We start from the raw sequence: 17,241 nt of genomic DNA, 5'->3' as shown, positions 1-17,241 counted from the left end.
CCCCGACTCGCAGGGCGGCCCCGTACCGCCCTGCGGAGAGGACACCATGAAGGCTCTGACCTGGCAGGGAAAGCGCGATGTGCGGGTCGGGACCGTGCCGGACCCGGTGATCAGGGATCCGGACGACGTGATCGTCCGGATCACCACGACCGGACTGTGCGGTTCCGACCTCCACCTGTACGAACTGCTCGGGGCGTACCTCGATCCGGGTGACATCCTCGGACACGAACCGATGGGCGTGGTCGCGGAGACCGGACCGGAGGTGCGCACCCTGCGGCCCGGGGACCGGGTGGTGGTGCCGTTCAACGTCTCGTGCGGCAGCTGCTGGATGTGCGGCCAGGGGCTGCACTCGCAGTGCGAGACCACCCAGGTCCGCGCGTACGGCAAGGGCGCCGCGCTGTTCGGCTACACCAAGCTGTACGGGCAGGTGCCGGGCGGGCAGGCGGAGTACCTGCGGGTGCCGTTCGGCGACCGGCTGCCCGTCAAGGTCCCCGAGGGGCCTCCGGACGAGCGGTTCGTCTATCTGTCCGACGTGCTGCCGACGGCGTGGCAGGCCGTGGAGTACGCGGCGGTGCCCCCTGAGGGCAGTGTGGCGGTCATCGGACTGGGCCCGATCGGCGACATGTGCGCCAGGATCGCCGCGCACCGCGGGGCGGGCCAGGTCATCGGCGTCGACCTCGTCCCGGAACGGCTGGCCCGGGCGCGCGCCCGCGGGGTGCGCACCTTCGGTCTCGACGACTACGGCGACGCGCTGGCGGACGCCGTGCGGGACGCCACCGGCGGGCGCGGCCCGGACGCGGTGATCGACGCCGTCGGCATGGAGGCCCACGGGTCGCCGGCCGCCAAGGGCGCGCAGCAGATCACCTCGCTCCTGCCGGACGCGCTCGCCGCCCGCCTGATGGAGCGTGCCGCGGTGGACCCGCTGCCCGCCCTGCACCTGGCGCTGGACATGGTCCGCCGGGGCGGGACGGTGTCGGTCTCCGGTGTGTACGGCGGGATGGCGGACCCCATGCCGATGCTCGCGATGTTCGACAAGCAGATCCAGTTGCGGATGGGCCAGGCGAACGTGCGGCGCTGGATGGACGACCTGCTGCCCCTCGTGACCGACGGCGATCCGCTGGGCACCGAGGGGTTCGCCACGCACCGGATGCCGCTGGCGCAGGCGCCCGACGCGTACGAGATGTTCCAGAAGAAGCGGGACGGCGCCGTGAAGGTGCTGTTCACCCCGTGACACGGCGGCCGCGCGGGACACCCGCGCCCGGGCCGGAGCCCGAGCCCGCCGGAGAGGCAGGACCGATGACGAGGACCCGCACGCTCCCGGAGCGCCCCGGCACGCCGGAGGCGGAGGACGACGCCGGGGTGTACGCCCCGCAGGCCGACAGTCTGCTGCTGGCCGACACCCTCCGGGCGGCGCCACCGCCCCCGGGCGCGGAGGTGCTCGACCTGGGCACCGGGACGGGAGTGCTGGCCCTCACCGCGGCCGGGTACGGGGCACGGGTCACCGCGGTGGACGTGTCCGGCCCGGCGGTGGCGCGGGCACGGCGGAACGCGGCGCTCGCCGGTCTGCCGGTGCGGGTCCTGCGGGGCGATCTGTTCGGGCCGGTGGCGGGCCGCCGGTTCGATCTGATCCTGTGCAATCCGCCCTATGTGCCCGCTCCCGGCCACGCCCTCCCGGAGAACGGCCCGGCGCTCGCCTGGGACGCCGGCCCGGACGGGCGCGCCGTTCTGGACCGGGTCTGCGCGCAGGCGGGGGCGCACCTGCGCCCGGGCGGCACGCTGTTGCTGGTGCACTCGGCGCTGAGCGGGCCGGCGACCACGCTGGACCGGCTGCGCCGTGGCGGGCTGGCGGCCGAGGTGGTCCGCCGGGTCCGCGTCCCCCTCGGGCCGGTGCTCCGCTCCCGCGCCGCGTGGCTGCGGACGCAGGGACTGCTGCCGCCCGGTGACACGACGGAAGGACTGGTGATCGTCCGTGCCGAACGCGCCCGATGAGCTCCGCGCGCCCGCGTCCGGTGAGCCCTGCCCGGCGGTGTCCGGTCCCGGAGAGCGGGAGCCGCGCCGGATGACCCTCACCAGGGAGGGGCCGCTGCTGGTCGAGGGGCCGGTGGAGATCACCCTCGACGACGGCACCACGGCGGCCTCCGACCGGTTCACCGTCGCGGTGTGCCTGTGCCGCCGCAGCCGTGCCTATCCCTGGTGCGACACCAGCCACCGGCGCAGGAGCCGGTCGTGACGGCCGCCGTGACGCACCGGGCCGGCCCGGCCGACGGCTCCGCGCCCCTTCCCGGGCCGCGCGGCGAACTGTCCCACGCGCTGCTGCGGGCGCTGCGCGGCCCGGCGGGCGGACCGGTCCCGGACCCGGGCGCGGCGGCCGCGCGGCAGGCGGACGGCTGGGACGAGGACCTGCACCTGGCACTGCACCTCTGCTACGAGCAGCACTACCGGGGTTTCACCGGCACCGACCCGGAGTGGGAGTGGGACCCGGGTCTGCTGGGCCTGCGGCGCGCGCTGGAGGCCCGCTTCCTGGACGTGCTGCGCGTCTCGGCGACCGGTCCGGCCGATCCCTGGGAGGCCCTGGACGCGCTGCTGGTGGAGCCGGTGGACGGTTCGGGGGTCTCCCACCGCCTGCGCGACGACGGCACCCGCGAGCAGGTGCGGGAGTACGCGGCGCAGCGTTCGCTGTACCACCTGAAGGAGGCCGACCCGCACGCCTGGGTGATCCCCCGGCTGCGCGGACGGGCGAAGGCGGCGTTCACGGCGGTCGAGTTCGACGAGTTCGGCGGCGGCCGGGCGGAGCGCGTGCACGCGGAGCTGTTCGCCGGCCTGATGCGCGATCTGGGCCTGGACGCCTCCTACGGCCGCTATACGGACGCGGCCGGGCCCGAGATGCTCGCCGTGGTCAACATGATGTCCCTGTTCGGGCTGCACCGGTCGCTGCGTGGCGCGCTGGTCGGGCACTTCGCGCATGTCGAGACGACCTCCTCGCCCGCGTCCCGGCGGCTGGCCGCGGCGATGCGCCGCACGGGGGCGGGCCCGGCGGCCGAGCACTTCTACGACGAGCACGTCACGGCCGACGCGGTCCATGAACAGGTGGTCCGCCGCGATGTGGTGGGCGGCCTGCTGGCGGACGAACCGTCCCTGGGCCGGGACGTGGCCTTCGGCGTGGCCGCGACCGATGCCGTGGAAGCCCGCTTCGGCGCGGCCGTCCTCGCCGCGTGGGACGCGGGCCGCAGCAGCCTCCGCGTCCCCCTCACGCCGGACGCCGCGCCGGGCGCCTGAGACCCACCCCCACCCGCACCCGCACGCACTTGGAGGCACAGTGGATTCCCGACCCGACGAGGACCCGGTCACCCGCCACCCCCGGCCGGACTTCCCCGCACAGGAGCAGTCCCCGCCCGGCCGGACCGAGGCGATGGACCCCCGGCCGGACCACGGCGAGGACAGCTACACCGGCCACGGTCTGCTGGCCGACCGGGTGGCGGTGATCACCGGTGGCGATTCCGGCATCGGCCGCGCGGTCGCGCTCGCCTACGCCCGCGAGGGCGCCGACGTCGTCTTCACCCATCTGCCCGAGGAGGCTCAGGACGCGGCCGGGACCGCCCTCCTGGTGAAGGAGGCGGGGCGGCAGGCGGTGCCCGTGGAGTGCGACGTGCGCACGGAGGACGCCTGCCGGGCCCTCGTCCGTATCGCCGTGGACCGGTTCGGCCGGATCGACGTCCTGGTCAACAACGCCGCTTACCAGATGTCCCAGCCGGACGGTATCGAGGCGATCAGCACGGAGCAGTTCGACCGGGTGGTGCGCACCAATCTGTACGGCATGTTCTGGCTGTGCAAGGAGGCGCTGCCCCACATCCCGCGGGGCGGCAGCATCATCAACACGACCTCGGTGCAGGCGTACAAGCCCAGTCCGCACCTGCTGGACTACGCGATGACCAAGGGTGGGATCGTCACCTTCACCCAGGGACTGGCGCAGATGGTGGCCGAGCGGGGCGTCCGTGTGAACGCCGTCGCGCCGGGGCCGGTGTGGACGCCGCTGATCCCGGCGACGATGCCGGACACCACGGAGTTCGGCAAGCAGTCGCCGCTGGGGCGGGCCGCACAGCCGGCCGAACTGGCGCCCGCGTACGTGTTCCTGGCATCGGAGCAGGCGAGTTACGTCACCGCCGAGGTCGTCAACGTCACCGGCGGCACCCCCCTGCCCTGAGCCCGGGGCGAGGTGCCTCAGGCCGGACCGTCGCCGCCCGCCGGGGGGCGGATGGTGACGGAGGCAGGGGTCTCGGTGCCGTTGTGGTAGACCGCCCAGTTCTCCAGGGAGACGCGGCAGGCGTGGTCGAGGTGGCGCAGGCCGGTGAGGTCGAGTTCGACGGGGTGGTCCTGGGAGAGGCCCTCCAGGCGCTCCATGATGGAGGGGATGCGCAGGAAGGTCGCGTTGCCGCTGATGGTCACCACCAGTCTGCCGCCGGTGAGTTCGCGGACGTCGATGGAGATGTGGGAGGTCTCCCAGGCGGTCTTCACCACCGCCAGCAGGATGCCGATGATCACTCCCTCGAAGAGGTTGGTGACGACGACGGCGACGGCGGTGACGACGAGGATCGCGGCCTCGCCGCGCTGCTGGCGCCAGAGCGGGAGCAGTTCCCGCACCGGGACGAGCTTGCCGCCGGCGTGGACCAGGACGGCGGCGAGGGCGGCCAGCGGGACGATGCCGATGACCTGGGGCAGCAGCGCGGCGAAGAGCAGCAGCCACACGCCGTGGAGGACCCGGGAGAGCGAAGTGCGGGCGCCCGCCTGGACGTTGGCGGCGCTGCGGACGATGACGGCGGTCATGGGCAGCGCGCCGAGCGCCCCGCAGACCACGTTGCCGGTGCCCTGGGCGACCAGTTCCTTGTTGTAGTCGGTACGCGGCCCGTCGTGCATACGGTCCACCGCGGCGGCGCTGAACAGGCTCTCGGCGGAGGCGATCAGGGTGAAGGCGAGGATCGTGCCGATGAGGGCGACGTCGGCGAGGCGCGCCGCGTCCGGCAGTCCGGGCGGGTCGATCGCGTCCAGCAGGCCCTGCACCTCGACCCGGGCCAGGGGGAGGTCGAGCGCGACGGTGACGAGGGTGGCGGCGGCGACGGCCGCGAGCGGGCCGGGGACCACGCGCACCCGGGCGGGGAGCCGGGGCCAGAGGACGAGCAGGGCGATGGTGCCCGCGCCCACCAGGAAAGCGGTCGCGTTGGCCGGTTCCGTGAGGATCGTGTGGGCCAGTTCCGGCAGGCCGGTGAGCTTCGCGATGCCGCCGGAGGGCTGGCCGGTGTCGGCGAGGGCGTACAACTGGCCGAGGACCAGGACGAGTCCGATGCCCGCGAGCATGCCCTGGACCACGGCGACCGAGATGGCCCGGAACCAGCGCCCCAGTCCGAAGCCGCCGAGCAGGATCTGGAGGGCGCCGGAGACGAGGACGATCACACCGAGCGCGCCCAGGCCGAAATCGGTGACCGCGTCGTAGACGAGGACGGTGAGCCCGGCCGCCGGACCGCTGACCTGGAAGGTGCTGCCGGGCATCAGGCCGACGACGATACCGCCCACGATCCCGGTGACGAGGCCGAGTTCGGCGGGGACGCCGGAGGCGACGGCGATGCCGACGCACAGCGGGACGGCGACGAGGAAGACGACGAGGGAGGCCAGGAAGTCTCGTCCGAGATCCTGGCGGTTCTTCAGGAAAGCTGGCATCGGGCGGTGTTCTCCTCACCCTGCATTACCAGGCCGAACTGCCGGGAAAAAACGGGGAATCGGGGTGAACGCATGAATAGCGAACCCTGCGCATTTGACCCTAGCATTACCGTCTCTTTGGCGAATCGAAATACGCCCCCGATTCAGTGAACGGGCGCCGGGAATTGGGTTCCCGGGCCGAATGCGAACGCGGGCGTTCACCCGTTTCGCCCAGCGGTCCTCAGTCCACGGTGACGACCACCGAATGCCGGCCGCCGGCCCCGTCCGGGACCGTGCGGGTGCGCGTCGCGGTCTGGGTCTCCCCCGTGCCGTCGGTCGCCCGGACGGTGAGGGTATGGGTGCCGGGCACGGCCCGCCACGGGTAGGACCACTGCCGCCAGGTGTCGGCGGTGTGCTCGGCGGCCAGGTCGGCGGGCTGCCAGGGCCCGTCGTCGACGCGGACCTCCACCTTCCGGATGCCCCGGTGCTGGGCCCAGGCCACCCCGGCGACCATGACCGTGCCCGCGGCGGGCCGGGCGAAGGGCTTGGGCGTGTCGATCCGGGACTGCGTCTTGACGGGCGCGCGCCGGGCCCACTTGCGCTTCACCCAGTAGGGGTCGTAGGCGTCGAAGGTGGTGAGTTCGAGGTCCTCGATCCACTTGCAGGCGGAGACGTAGCCGTAGAGGCCGGGCACGACCATGCGGACGGGGAAGCCGTGGTCGAACGGCAGCGGTTCGCCGTTCATGCCGACGGCGAGCAGCGCGTCGCGTCCGTCCATGACGTCCTCGACGGGGGTGCCCAGGGTCATCCCGTCCACGGACCGGGCCACGAGCTGGTCCGCCGGGCCGCCCCGGGACGGCGGGCGCACCCCGGCCCGCTCCAGCAGCTCCGCCAGCCGGACGCCGATCCAGCGGGCGTTGCCGGCGTAGGGGCCGCCGACCTCGTTGGAGACGCAGGTGAGGGTGATGTCCCGTTCGATCAGCTCGCTGTCGAGGAGGTCCCGGTAGGTGAGGGTGAGCGGGGCGCGCACGCCCCGGCCGTGGATGCGCAGCCGCCAGCGGGTGGCGTCCACCTTGGGCACCACGAGGGCGGTGTCGACGCGGTAGAAGTCCTTGTTCGGGGTGACGAACGGGGTGAGGTCCCGGATCCGCAGGGCCGCTCCGGCGGGCACGGGGGCGGCGGGTGACGCGGGCCGGGGCAGGACGACGGCGGAACGGGAGGCGACGGCGTCCTGTCCCCGGGCGGAGGACACCACCCGGCCGAGGGCGCCCGCCCCGGCGGACGCGGCGGCGACGGCCCCCGCGGCGACGAGGAAGCCGCGGCGGTCCCAGCCGATCGGGCCGGGCGCGGGGGCGGGGTCCGCAGCGGGAACGGCGGGATCGGGGGCGGGGTCCGCGGCGGGAACGGCGGGGGCGGGGGCGGCGGCGTCCGCAGCGGGAACGGCGGGGGCGGCACCCGTGCCGGGAACGTCGTGGGTGGCGCCGGTGCGGGGTGCGTCGCCGCCGGGCACGTCCCCGTCGGCCGGCCCGGCCGGAGCGGCGGTCCGGTGCGCGGTGAGCCGGCCCGCGAGGACGTACAGCACGCCCGCCCCGGCCAGGGCCCCGGCGAGGGACGGCAGGGCGTCCGCCGCCCCCGTCGCGTCCGGCCGGCTCACCGCCGCGGCGGCTCCCACGATCCCGAACACCAGCACCCCGGCGACGGCGGTGCGGGGACGGCGGAGCGCCAGGACGCCCAGCGCCACGGCGAACAGGGCGAGCACGGCCACGATCCCCAGCCGGAGGACGAGCTTGTCGTCCTCGCCGAAGGTGCGGATCGCCCAGTCCTTCACCGGGGCCGGTGTCCGGTCGATCGCGCTCCCGCCGACGGCGGTCAGGGGCCCGGCCCCGGGCCGCAGGGCGGCCGCGGCCAGTTCGGCGAAGGCCAGCGCCGCGAACGCGGCGAGAAGCCCGCCGAGGGCGGCGAGGGCGGTACGGGCTGCGGTGGCTCGGTCGGTCGTCACACCCGGCATTCGGATCCGCCGCGCGTCCGGATTGGTTCCCTCCGGTCCCGGACCGGATCGCCCGCACCGCCCCGGGGGACAAGGCCCCCGACCCCGTCGCCCGCCCTCCGGGGGACAAGGCCCCGGACCCCGTCGCCCGCCCCCGGACGGCCGCCCGGCGCGCGCGGTCGGGGCGGGGCTCGGGGAGGATCGGCGGGTGACCGCCGTGTACCGGCGGTCGGGCCCGACACGGCGAGGGGACCGCATGACGCTTCCGCAGCCGGCCGACATCGCCTCCGTGAAGGCGCTCATCCAGCGCGAGACGCGGGCTCTGCGCGCGGAGGTGACGGCGCGGGGTGCCCCGTCCGCCCCGCCCGCCCCCGCCGTACGGGCACCCGAGGACACCGCCGTCTGCGGCTGCGGGCTGGGCCTCGGCCCGGCGCACGACTGTGCCGGGGCGGGCGGGGACCACGACCCGTGGGCCTGCCTGTGCGCGACCCTGCCCGCGGTGCCGGTGTCCGCGGCCCTGCTCGCCCCGGTCCGCGACGCGGAGGGCCGCGTCACCGACTTCGTGATCCGGGCCGGCAACCATGTGCGCTGCGCCGACTGGCTCCCCTCACCCGACGAACAGGTCGGGCAGCGGCTCGGCGAGGCGCGCCCGGGGCTGGCGGCGGGCGGCCTGCTCGACGCGCTGCGCGGGGTGCTGGAGACCGGACGGGTGGTGAAGGGCCTGGTGGTGGACTGCACGGAGACCTGGGACGGCCGGCTGCGGCGCGTCCAGCTCGTCCACTACGCGGCGTCCTGCGGCGATCAGGTCCTGACGACCTGGCACACCGCGCGCGGCCAGACGGAACTGCTGACCATCGACGCCCAGCACCTGGCCTCGATGGGGTGGGCCCGCTGGGACCTGCTGTCGGGCGGGGTCGCCTGGTCGGAGGGCATGCACCGGATCTTCCGGGCCGAGCCGGAGCTGCCGTGGACGCTGCCGGAGCTGTGCGACGCGCTGGTGCCCGCGGACGCCGGGCCGTTCGGCGAGTTCCTGGTCTCGGTCCTCGCCGGTGAGGAGCCGGCCTGGACCCGGGTGCGGTTCACCGTCCACGGGGAGGTGCGCACGGTGGACCTGCTGGGGCGGCCGGTCACCGGTACGGACGGCCGCTCGTGGGCGGTGCAGATGGTGGCCCACGACCTCACGCCGCAGATCCGCGGCCGGCGGCGTCTCGCCGACAAGCAGAGCGAGGCGGACCGGCTGCGCCGGCAGGCGGCGGCCGAGCAGCGCGTGGCCTCGGTGCTGCGGGAGGCCCTGCTGCCGACGTACTCGGAGGGGCTGGCCGGTCTCGGGATCACGGCGGCGGCCGCGTACCTGCCGGCCGAGCCGGAGGCGGCCGTGGGCGGCGACTGGTTCAAGTGCCGTCCCCTGGCGGACGACCGGGCGCTGATCGCGATGGGCGACGCGACCGGGCACGGCCTGGACGCGGTGGCGCGGATGGCGCAGCAGCGGTACGCGGTCGCGGGCCTGGCGCAGACCGGGGCGGACGCGGGCGCGGTCACGACCTGGCTGAACGAGCTGGTCGGCGGCGAGGCAGGCGCGCCGTCGAGCGGCACGGTGGCGATCGCGTTCGTCGGGCGGGACCGGGTCCTGCACTGGGCGAGCGCGGGGCATCCGGCGCCGCTGGTGCTGCGGGACGGCACCCCGTTCCCGCTGCCGACGGACCACCGCGGGCCGATGCTGGGGGCGCTGCCGGGGCACCCGTACGCGACCGCCGAGTTCCCGATGCTGCCCGGCGACGTGCTGCTGCTCTACACGGACGGTGTGGTGGAGCGGCGCGGGCAGGACATCGAGGACGGGATCGCCACGCTGGCGCGGTCGCTCGCCGCGTGCCGGGAGCTCACGCCCCGGGGCATCGTCGACCGGCTGGCGGAGGAGTACGTGCGGGGGACGCACGACGACGACGCGTGCCTGCTGGCCGTGCGGTTCGACTGAGCCGCACGCGCGGCCGGGGCCGTTTCCGGTCCGCCGCGGCGTGCGTGCGGGCGTGCGGGCGGATCAGACGGGACGGGCGGGGCGGCGTCAGACGGGACGGGGCGGCGGGGTCTCGCCCGGCCCGTCCGAGCGCGCGGGACCGGGGCCGGGCGAGTCGTCCGCCGACGGTCCGTCCCGGCGGATCGGCCACAGGTGCGCCGTCTCCCCCGGGGCCAGCTGGTCGACGACGTCGGCGAGCGCGGCGCAGGCGTCCTCGATACGCCGGCGCACCTCGATCTGCTCGGTGACCAGGGCGGCGAGCAGCAGCGCGGTGAGGGCCGCCGCCCCGTTGAGCGCTTGGAGGACGACCATGACCTCCAGCAGGGAGCGCCCGGCGAACGGTCCCGCTCCCGAGGTCGCGGCGGTGATCGCGAGCACCGAGACGACCAGGGTGCACGGCGCCGCCCCGCGCAGCTGGAACCGCAGGGCGGACCAGACCAGCACCGGGAAGACCAGGAACAGCAGGGACGACTCGGTGCGGGTCACCACCCAGCCGACGGCGACGGTGGTGACCGCGAGCAGGCCCGCCTCCGTCCACCAGAACCGCCGCATGTCGACGGGCGGCCGCACCCGGCGCAGCGCCAGCAGCAGGAGCGGCGTCACCACGACCACGCCCATCGCGTCGCCCGCCCACCAGGCAGACCACACGGGCCAGAACTCCCCCGCCGGCAGCGATCCGGCGAGCACGAGGGTGACGGCCCCGACCGTGGCGCTGATCAGCATGCCCCCCAGGGCGCCGAGGAAGACGAGCGCGACACCGTCCCGGAGGCGGTCGAGTTCCGGCCGGAACCCGGCCCGCCGGAGCATCAGGCAGGCAGCCAGCGGGGCGAGGGTGTTTCCGGCGAGGATGCCGATGCCGGGAAGGCTGAACGAGGTGATCGTCACGAGGGTGACGAGGGCCCCCAGCACGATCCCCGGCCAGATCCGCAGGCCCATCCAGAGCAGGCAGCTCAGCGCCACACCGGTCGGTGGCCACAGGGGGGTGACCCTCGCGCCCTCCACGACCACCTGCTGGAGGAGGCCGATCCGGGCGCCGAGCCAGTAGGCGGCGGCGACGGCGAGAATCCGCAGCACCGCTGCGGCCGGTCGTCTCAGTTGCTCGCTGCGGATCACGCCAGTCATCACACAACGCGTACGGCTCCCCGCGTCCGAGACACGCGCAGGGGCGTGCCCGGTGCGTCAGCCCGGCACCGGGCGGCCGCACGGCGGGCCGCCGGGGGAACCGCCGCCGTGCGGGTCGTGCAGGACGACGAGGACGGCGGCGTCGTCCGTGTGGTCGGTGAGCCCGGCGACGCCCATCACCCGCGCGGCCAGCTCCCCCGCGGGCAGGTCCGCGCGCACGGCGTCCCGCACGAGCCGGGCCACGGCTTCGAGCCCCGCGTCGATGTCGAACGAGGGCCCCTCCACCACGCCGTCGGTGACGAGGACGAACGCACCGCCCGCGTCCAGCCTTCGCCGGGCCACGGGGTAGACCTCACCGGCCATGATCCCCAACGGCACCCCGGTCTCGTCCTCGACCACCTCGTACGCGCCGTCCGCGCCGGCCCAGACGGCGGGCACATGCCCGGCCCGGGCGCTCTCCAGCACCCCGGTCGCGGGGTCGTAGCGCAGGAAGCTGCAGGTCGCGAAGAGACCCTGGTCGACGGAGAGGAGCAGGTCGTTGGCGCGGCGCAGGATCTCGCCGGGGTCGACGGTGGCGGTGGCGACGGCGCGCAGCCCGAGCCGGATCTGCCCCATGAACGCGGCCGCCTCGACGTCGTGACCCTGGACGTCGCCGATGGACAGGCCGAGCGAGCCGTCGGGAAGGACGAAGCCGTCGTACCAGTCGCCGCCGATGTCCAGGCCGTTGCGGGCGGGCGTGTAGCGGGCGGCGACCCGCAGACCGGGGACGGCCGGAAGGCGGCTGGGAAGCATGGAGCGCTGGAGGGCCTCGGCGAGTTCGACGCGGGCCTTCTGGCTCTCGGCGGTCTTGCGCGCCCGGTCGGTGAGCAGTCCGAGAGCGGTGAGCAGATCGTCCGCGGTCGCCGACCGCGGGGGGCGACGCCGGGTCATGACCCTCTCCGCGGCACCTTTGACTCCTCCTGTGCCCAGCCCTTCCGCGCCGCGCGTCGGAACCGGCCCGGCTGGGCCCGCACGGCCCGCGAACAGTATATTTCGGGCGGCCTGATCCTGCCCGGGAGCGGGAACGGGCGGATCGCGCGGGTCACCGGAGCCCTCCGTCCGCCGGGGCGGCGCCCGGACCGGTGCCCGCTGTGGCGGCCGGGCGGCGGGTGCGGCGGCCCAGCGGCGCCAGAGCCACCGCGCAGCGGTCCGCGACCGGCCGGACGCGCCCGGCCGCCTCCCGCAGGGTGGCGGCGGAGCGCACCACGGGGGCCCGTCCCAGCACGGCGTGCCGGCGGCAGCCGGGCAGCCGCGGGGTGCGCACGGCGGCCCGCTGCGCGCCGCCCGTCAGGAAGGCGTTGACCGGCGTCATCGGGTCCGCGCCGACGCTCCGGGCGAGCAGCACCCCCGCGGCGAGCGGCAGCAGCACCCCGGCCAGGGCGGTGCCGGTGGCGGCGACGTGGCGGACGCGGAGCCGGCGGTCGCCGGTGGAGTCGGAGGTCATGAACCGATTCCAGCAGCGGCGGCGGGTCGGGAGATCGGCCGGCGTACTCAGATCCCCGGGCCCGGGTACTCAGGCGCCCGGAGCGAGGCAGGGCCGCCGGTCCCGCCCGGCGCGTGCCGGTGCGCACCGCCGTACGGGACCGGACCGGGTGTTCGACCGATGCGGCGCGGACCGCGGCGAAAAGGTGCGGTCCCGCGCTGCGCGAAGGTGCGGTCCCGCCCTGCGCGGCGGGGATACTGGTCGGTCCGGGATCAACTCACCAGTTCCGAGGGGCTGATGCATGGTGGACGAGGTACGGGGACGCGGCGTGGCCGGGGGCGCGGCCGGGCGGCACGCGGTCGTCGTCGGGGGGAGTCTGGCGGGTCTGCTGGCGGCCCATGTGCTCGCCGGACACGCGGACCGGGTCACGGTGGTGGAGCGGGACCGGTATCCGGACGGGCCCGGGTCGCGGGCCGGTGTCCCCCAGGGCCGGCACGCCCATGTCCTGCTGGAGGGCGGCCAGATCGCCCTCGACACGCTGCTGCCCGGTTTCACCGCCGAGTTGAGGGCGGCGGGCGCGCCCCGGCTCGCCGTGCCGACGGACATGGTGCAGTGGCAGAGCGGGCGCTGGTTCCGGCGCACCGCGGCCACCTCGCACTTCTTCAGCGGTTCCCGCGCCCAGTTGGAGCACCTGGTGCGCACCCGGGTGCTGGCGAACCCGGTCGTGGAGTCGGTGACCGGCACGGAGGCGGTCGGTCTGCTCGGCGACGCGCGGCGGGTACGGGGCGTCCTTCTGCGCGAACGCGGCGGTGACGGCGGCGAACCGCGCGCCCTCGCCGCGGACCTGGTGGTCGACGCGACGGGCCGCGGCTCCCGGGCCCCGCAGTGGCTGACGGCCCTCGGGGCGGAGCCGCCGGAGGAGGAGACCATCGACACCGGTCTCGCGTACGCCTCGAGGATCTACCGGAACAAGAGCGACCACCTGGGCACCCACGCGCACGGCTACTACGTGTTCCCGAGCCCGGAGCAGGTCTACGCGGGCGGGGTGCTGCCCCTGGAGGACGGCCGCCATCTGGTGATCCTCTCGGGGCTGCGGGGCGACGAACCTCCCACGGAGGAGGAGGCGTTCACCGCGTACGCGCTGCGCTTCCCGCACCCGTTCATCCACGACTGGATGCGCGAGGCGGTGCCGGAGACCCCGCCGTACGGCTTCCGGCGGACGTCGAACGTGCGGCGGCGCTACGACCGGGCGGGCCGCCGTCCGGCCGGGTTCCTGGCCACCGGTGACGCGCTGTGCGCGTTCAACCCGATCTACGGGCAGGGGATGGCGGTCGCGGCGCTGAGCGCGGTCGCGCTGCGCGAGGCGCTGACGGACCCGCGCCGGAAGCCGACCACCCTGCGGGTGCAGCGGGCGCTGTGCGCGGCGTCCAAGCAGGCGTGGGACATCTCCGCGGGCGCGGACCGGAGGATGCCGGGGGCCACGGGCAGCGCGGTGTCCGCCCGTCCTCTGGACCGCGCGGCGAGCTGGTACGTGGACCGGGTGCAGCAGCGCTACCACGGCGACCCGGTGGTGGGCCGGGCGTTCCGGTCGGTGCTGACCCTCACCGCGCCGGTGGGGGCGCTGTTCGCGCCGGAGGTGGCGCGGGCGGTGCTCTTCGGGCCGGTCCGGCCCACGCCGGACGGGCCGCCGATGTCGAGCGAGGTGCCCGCGGGCTGACCGTGCCCCGCCGGGTCCCGGGCCCGGGTCCAGGCGGGGCACGGACGCGGTCAGGAGGAGGCCGGGGTGTCCGGGGGCGGGGTGTCAGGGGCCGGGGTGTCCGGGGCCGGGGACGAGGGCGCGGCGGAGGGGCCGGAGCAGACGAGGGAGACCGTGATCACCGTCTCCTCGGCCGGACCCGGCGCCGGGCCCTCAAGGGAGGTCATGGCGACCCAGTTGCCGCGCTTCGCGCTGAGCACACCCTCCCCCTGGTCGGGCCCGGTCCCCCACCCGTGGTCGGCGCGCACCCGATCGAAGGCGGCCCGCAGCGCCCGGTCGGCCGTCCGCGCCGCGTGCCGGCCCGTGAGCCGCTCGTAGCAGCCGGGCAGCCCGTCGCGCGGCGCCCGCTCGACGGGGACGCCCTCGGCCGCCGGCGCGGCGGTCAGTTCCGTCACCACGGTGTCCGCGGGGACGGCCGCGGGCCTCGGCGGGAGCGGGCCCTTGTCGTCGAGGAGCAGCGCCCCGCAGCCGGTGGCGGTCAGCAACACCGCCAGCACCACCGCCGGTGCCACCGCCGGCGTCAGAGCCGTGAGCAGTGTCCTGCCGCCCGTACGTCCCCCGCCTCGTATCAGCATGCTCTTCCCGCTCCCCGCCCGCCCGTTCACGACGGACGAGTCTCGCACGCGGCCGGGACGGTCTGCCCGTGGGGGCGCAGGGCGGATATCGTGTGCGGTCCGTCCCTGCCCGGCCCGACCCCGCCCCTCGGAACCGCCCCGGGAGGCGACGGGAGACCCGCCCGTGAACCACCAGGACCAGCCGTCCTCCCCCGAACTCCTGTCCTTTCCGCCCGGCACGAGCTTCGCCGACGGGCTCCAGCAGGCCGTCCGGCGGAGTGGGCTGTCCCTGGACCGGGTGCGCCACCGGCTCGCCGTCCACGGCGTCCGGGTCAGCCTGACGACCCTCAGCTACTGGCAGCGCGGCCGCAGCGAACCGGAACGCGCCCGCTCGCTGCGGGCCGTGGAGGTGCTGGAGACGGTCCTCGCCGTGCGGCCCGGGGCACTGCGCTCGCTGATCGGCCCCTACCGGCCGCGCGGCCGGACCGCCCCGCCCGCCCACGACGTCAGCGCCTCGCACCGGGTCTTCGGTGAGGACTCCCTGGTGGAGCGGGTGCTCGGGCCCCGGTTCGCCGCGCTGAACGAGTCCGTGAGCACGCTGAGCATCCGCGAGACGGTGACCCTGGACGAGCGCCGGCGGCTCGTCTCCCTCGCCATCCAGCAGGTGATGCGCGCCTCCCGGGCCGGGGCCGACCACTTCACCACGGTCCACACCTTCGACGGCGCCGGGGCGCGCGGGGTGCGGGTCGCCGTCCGCTGCGGGCTCCTCGCGGAGCTGGAGTTCCGGCCCGAGATGGACTCGGTCGCCATCGAGATCGGCTTCGGCCGGCGGCTCGCGCGCAACGAGACCGTCGTCATCGACTACACCGTCCAGGTCGAGGCGGGGGACGGCACCGACGACCACTACGAGCGCCGGACCCGGGTGCCGCTGCGGGACTACCTCCTCCAGGTCTACTTCGACCCGAGGGCCCTGCCCGTGGTGGGCCACCGCTACTACCTGGAGCGGCACGGCGCGCCGGCCGCGTACCGGCACCGCATCGCGCTGGACGCCTCGCACACCGTGCACTCGGCGCCCGGGCGCGCCCCCGCCGGCATCCACGGGATCTCCTGGGAGTGGCCGGAGCCGGGTTTCCCGCCCCCGGACGTCCGGCCGGGGGCCGGGGCGGCCGGACCGGGCTCCGGGCCGGGGTTTCCACAGTGAACGGCAACTCTGTGGAAATCCGGGCCCTCCGAATTCCTTGATCGGATGGGGTGTTTGAGCCACAGTTCCCCACACGGCGGCCACGGACACCGGCCGCCGCCGGGCACACGGCCGTCCGGGAACGGCCCGCACCAGGTCGCTCCCGCAACCCCCCACGTACGGCCGTGTGCCCCTTGGGCTCCCGGAGCGCGCGCCGTCCGCGGGGGCGTGCCGACCGTGGACGGCCGGGTTCCGCGTGGAGTGCGCGGATTCAGGGGCCCGGACGCCGGTGGCCGCCCGCCGGGGCGCGCGGCTCCGGGGCCCGCGGCCGCGCTGCGGCGTCCTCGCGGATCATGGCGGCGGTCCGCTGCGGCAGCAGGAGCGGGGCCATGTGGTACGCGCCGGTCAGCAGGCGGAAGCCGCCGTGCGGCAGGGCCTCGGCGATCAGGCGCATCGCGTCGGGGGTGGCGACGCGGTCGTGCTCGGCGGCGACGGCGGTGGCCGGTACCGGCAGGGCGCGCAGTCCGTCGAGGGCGTCGAAGTCCGCGATCATGCGCAGCGTGGCGGCCCACACCGCCGGGTCGGCGTCCCGGACGCACGCGGTGGCGTAGCGGACGGGCGGGAGGTCCGCTGCCACGGCCTCCGGCGGGAACCAGCGGGCCACCGCGGAGACCCGGACCGCCGGGCCGGAGTCCGCCAGGAGGCGGGCCGCCTCGCGGAAGGCGGGGTAGGGCGTGGCGCGGGTGCAGAGCAGGGTGAGCCGGCGCACCCGCCCGGGGAACGCCAGGGCGAACCGCTGCGCCACCTCACCGCCGAAGGAATGGCCGACGACGTGGGCGCGGTCCACGCCGAGGCGGTCCAGGAGGGCGGCGAGGTCGTCGGCGTAGTCCGCGACGGAGACCGCGGGCGGTGCGCCCGCGGCGGTGCCGTGGCCCCGGAGGTCGTAGGCGATCACCCGGGCGCCCCCGGCCAGGTACGGGATCAGGGCGTCCCGGGAGTGGCGGTCGAGCGGGGAGCCGTGCAGCAGGACGCACGGCGGGCCCGTCCCCTCGTCCCGTACGGTCGTCAGGTGGCCGTCGCCAAGACGGATCCGGTGCACGTCCATGGCATCCACTCCGCTGGTCGGCCGGCATCCCGAGGTGGTCCGGGAGCCGTGTCCCTCCTCATCATCCGCCCGGGACGGGGCGGCGCGCATGCTCCGGGCGGGGCCGGGGGCCGCTCGCCCCGGGGGCCGGGGGCATCGACTTCCCGTCGTCCCTCCGTGTCCCGAAAGCGACGTCCGGTGCCGGGATCGTGCGACCCGGGTCGCCTCGCGGGTACCTGCCCGCCCCACGGCTCGCGCCCGTCCCGGCGGGCTCCCGCGACACGCCGCGCGCTTCGGACACCGCGGTGGCGGGACGGGCGGCTCGATCACGCCCGTCGGCGGGAGCGGGGGGTGACCCGCGGCCGGGTCCCGGCGTTGGGCAGACCGGCCGTGGCAG

At 75.8% G+C, this 17,241-nt stretch carries 15 protein-coding genes; 8 read left to right on the top strand and 7 right to left on the bottom strand.

Annotated features, from left to right (window positions below):
- Window positions 1-46: 46 nt before the first annotated feature.
- From C593_RS0123050 to C593_RS0123025, 5 genes are all read left to right on the top strand, one after another.
- The gene (locus C593_RS0123050; RefSeq protein ID WP_018849689.1) at window positions 47-1,231 is read left to right on the top strand and encodes a zinc-dependent alcohol dehydrogenase; all 1,185 of its coding nucleotides are present in this window, start codon (window positions 47-49) and stop codon (window positions 1,229-1,231) included.
- 65 nt (window positions 1,232-1,296) lie between these two features.
- The gene (locus C593_RS0123045; RefSeq protein ID WP_018849688.1) at window positions 1,297-1,989 is read left to right on the top strand and encodes a HemK2/MTQ2 family protein methyltransferase; all 693 of its coding nucleotides are present in this window, start codon (window positions 1,297-1,299) and stop codon (window positions 1,987-1,989) included.
- 37 nt (window positions 1,990-2,026) lie between these two features.
- Window positions 2,027-2,230, top strand: coding sequence for a CDGSH iron-sulfur domain-containing protein (locus tag C593_RS0123040; RefSeq protein ID WP_026277993.1), 204 nt, complete (start codon window positions 2,027-2,029; stop codon window positions 2,228-2,230).
- Entirely contained in the window at window positions 2,227-3,276 is a 1,050-nt protein-coding gene (locus C593_RS0123035) for an iron-containing redox enzyme family protein (RefSeq protein ID WP_018849686.1), read from the top strand. The genes C593_RS0123040 and C593_RS0123035 overlap by 4 nt, the downstream gene beginning before the upstream one ends.
- A 40-nt stretch (window positions 3,277-3,316) precedes the next feature.
- A complete protein-coding gene (locus C593_RS0123025) occupies window positions 3,317-4,201 on the top strand; it encodes a glucose 1-dehydrogenase (protein WP_018849685.1) in 885 nt (294 codons plus the stop codon).
- Window positions 4,202-4,218: 17 nt separating this feature from the next.
- Here the strand turns inward: C593_RS0123025 and C593_RS0123020 are convergent, their stop codons facing one another.
- A complete protein-coding gene (locus C593_RS0123020) occupies window positions 4,219-5,709 on the bottom strand; it encodes a SulP family inorganic anion transporter (RefSeq protein WP_018849684.1) in 1,491 nt (496 codons plus the stop codon).
- 220 nt (window positions 5,710-5,929) lie between these two features.
- Window positions 5,930-7,696 carry a molybdopterin-dependent oxidoreductase gene (locus C593_RS0123015; RefSeq protein WP_018849683.1) on the bottom strand — a complete coding sequence of 589 codons (1,767 nt, stop codon included), beginning with the start codon at window positions 7,694-7,696 and terminating at the stop codon, window positions 5,930-5,932.
- Between the two features lie 235 nt (window positions 7,697-7,931).
- On the opposite strand from C593_RS0123015, the gene C593_RS0123010 reads away from it, so the two are divergent.
- Window positions 7,932-9,647, top strand: a complete 1,716-nt coding sequence (locus tag C593_RS0123010) for a PP2C family protein-serine/threonine phosphatase (RefSeq protein ID WP_020610376.1) — start codon at window positions 7,932-7,934, stop codon at window positions 9,645-9,647.
- Window positions 9,648-9,734: 87 nt separating this feature from the next.
- On the opposite strand, the gene C593_RS30290 is transcribed toward C593_RS0123010, so the two are convergent.
- From C593_RS30290 to C593_RS33445, 3 genes are all read right to left on the bottom strand, one after another.
- On the bottom strand, window positions 9,735-10,799 hold the full coding sequence (locus C593_RS30290) for an MASE1 domain-containing protein (protein WP_078521810.1): 1,065 nt from the start codon (window positions 10,797-10,799) through the stop codon (window positions 9,735-9,737).
- Window positions 10,800-10,865: 66 nt separating this feature from the next.
- Window positions 10,866-11,738, bottom strand: coding sequence for a PP2C family protein-serine/threonine phosphatase (locus C593_RS0123000; protein ID WP_018849680.1), 873 nt, complete (start codon window positions 11,736-11,738; stop codon window positions 10,866-10,868).
- Between the two features lie 151 nt (window positions 11,739-11,889).
- Window positions 11,890-12,291, bottom strand: a complete 402-nt coding sequence (locus C593_RS33445) for a hypothetical protein (protein ID WP_018849679.1) — start codon at window positions 12,289-12,291, stop codon at window positions 11,890-11,892.
- 280 nt (window positions 12,292-12,571) lie between these two features.
- On the opposite strand from C593_RS33445, the gene C593_RS0122990 reads away from it, so the two are divergent.
- Window positions 12,572-13,987: an FAD-dependent monooxygenase gene (locus C593_RS0122990; protein ID WP_018849678.1), complete on the top strand. Its 1,416-nt coding sequence runs from the start codon at window positions 12,572-12,574 to the stop codon at window positions 13,985-13,987.
- 50 nt (window positions 13,988-14,037) lie between these two features.
- Here the strand turns inward: C593_RS0122990 and C593_RS30280 are convergent, their stop codons facing one another.
- Window positions 14,038-14,601 (bottom strand): hypothetical protein, encoded by a 564-nt coding sequence (locus C593_RS30280; RefSeq protein ID WP_078521808.1) that lies wholly within the window; start codon window positions 14,599-14,601, stop codon window positions 14,038-14,040.
- A 163-nt stretch (window positions 14,602-14,764) separates the two neighbouring features.
- Between C593_RS30280 and C593_RS30275 the strand changes: the two genes are divergently transcribed.
- Window positions 14,765-15,781, top strand: a complete 1,017-nt coding sequence (locus tag C593_RS30275) for a hypothetical protein (protein WP_018849676.1) — start codon at window positions 14,765-14,767, stop codon at window positions 15,779-15,781.
- A gap of 250 nt (window positions 15,782-16,031) precedes the next feature.
- Here C593_RS30275 and C593_RS31070 read toward each other — a convergent pair whose 3' ends face one another.
- Window positions 16,032-16,865, bottom strand: a complete 834-nt coding sequence (locus C593_RS31070) for an alpha/beta hydrolase (RefSeq protein ID WP_018849675.1) — start codon at window positions 16,863-16,865, stop codon at window positions 16,032-16,034.
- Window positions 16,866-17,241 lie beyond the last annotated feature (376 nt).

The sequence above is a fragment of the Streptomyces sp. CNT372 genome (genome assembly GCF_000377145.1).
This window is presented reverse-complemented; position numbering and strand designations above follow the sequence as displayed.

Bases quoted from the DNA above. Each gene is read 5' to 3' on its own strand.
- C593_RS0123050 (WP_018849689.1), top strand. From the start codon at position 47: ATGAAGGCTCTGACCTGGCAGGGAAAGCGCGATGTGCGGGTCGGGACC.
- C593_RS0123045 (WP_018849688.1), top strand. From the start codon at position 1,297: ATGACGAGGACCCGCACGCTCCCGGAGCGCCCCGGCACGCCGGAGGCG.
- C593_RS0123020 (WP_018849684.1), bottom strand. From the start codon at position 5,709: ATGCCAGCTTTCCTGAAGAACCGCCAGGATCTCGGACGAGACTTCCTG.
- C593_RS0123015 (WP_018849683.1), bottom strand. From the start codon at position 7,696: ATGCCGGGTGTGACGACCGACCGAGCCACCGCAGCCCGTACCGCCCTC.
- C593_RS0123010 (WP_020610376.1), top strand. From the start codon at position 7,932: ATGACGCTTCCGCAGCCGGCCGACATCGCCTCCGTGAAGGCGCTCATC.
- C593_RS0123000 (WP_018849680.1), bottom strand. From the start codon at position 11,738: ATGACCCGGCGTCGCCCCCCGCGGTCGGCGACCGCGGACGATCTGCTC.
- C593_RS33445 (WP_018849679.1), bottom strand. From the start codon at position 12,291: ATGACCTCCGACTCCACCGGCGACCGCCGGCTCCGCGTCCGCCACGTC.
- C593_RS0122990 (WP_018849678.1), top strand. From the start codon at position 12,572: ATGGTGGACGAGGTACGGGGACGCGGCGTGGCCGGGGGCGCGGCCGGG.
- C593_RS30280 (WP_078521808.1), bottom strand. From the start codon at position 14,601: ATGCTGATACGAGGCGGGGGACGTACGGGCGGCAGGACACTGCTCACG.
- C593_RS31070 (WP_018849675.1), bottom strand. From the start codon at position 16,865: ATGGACGTGCACCGGATCCGTCTTGGCGACGGCCACCTGACGACCGTA.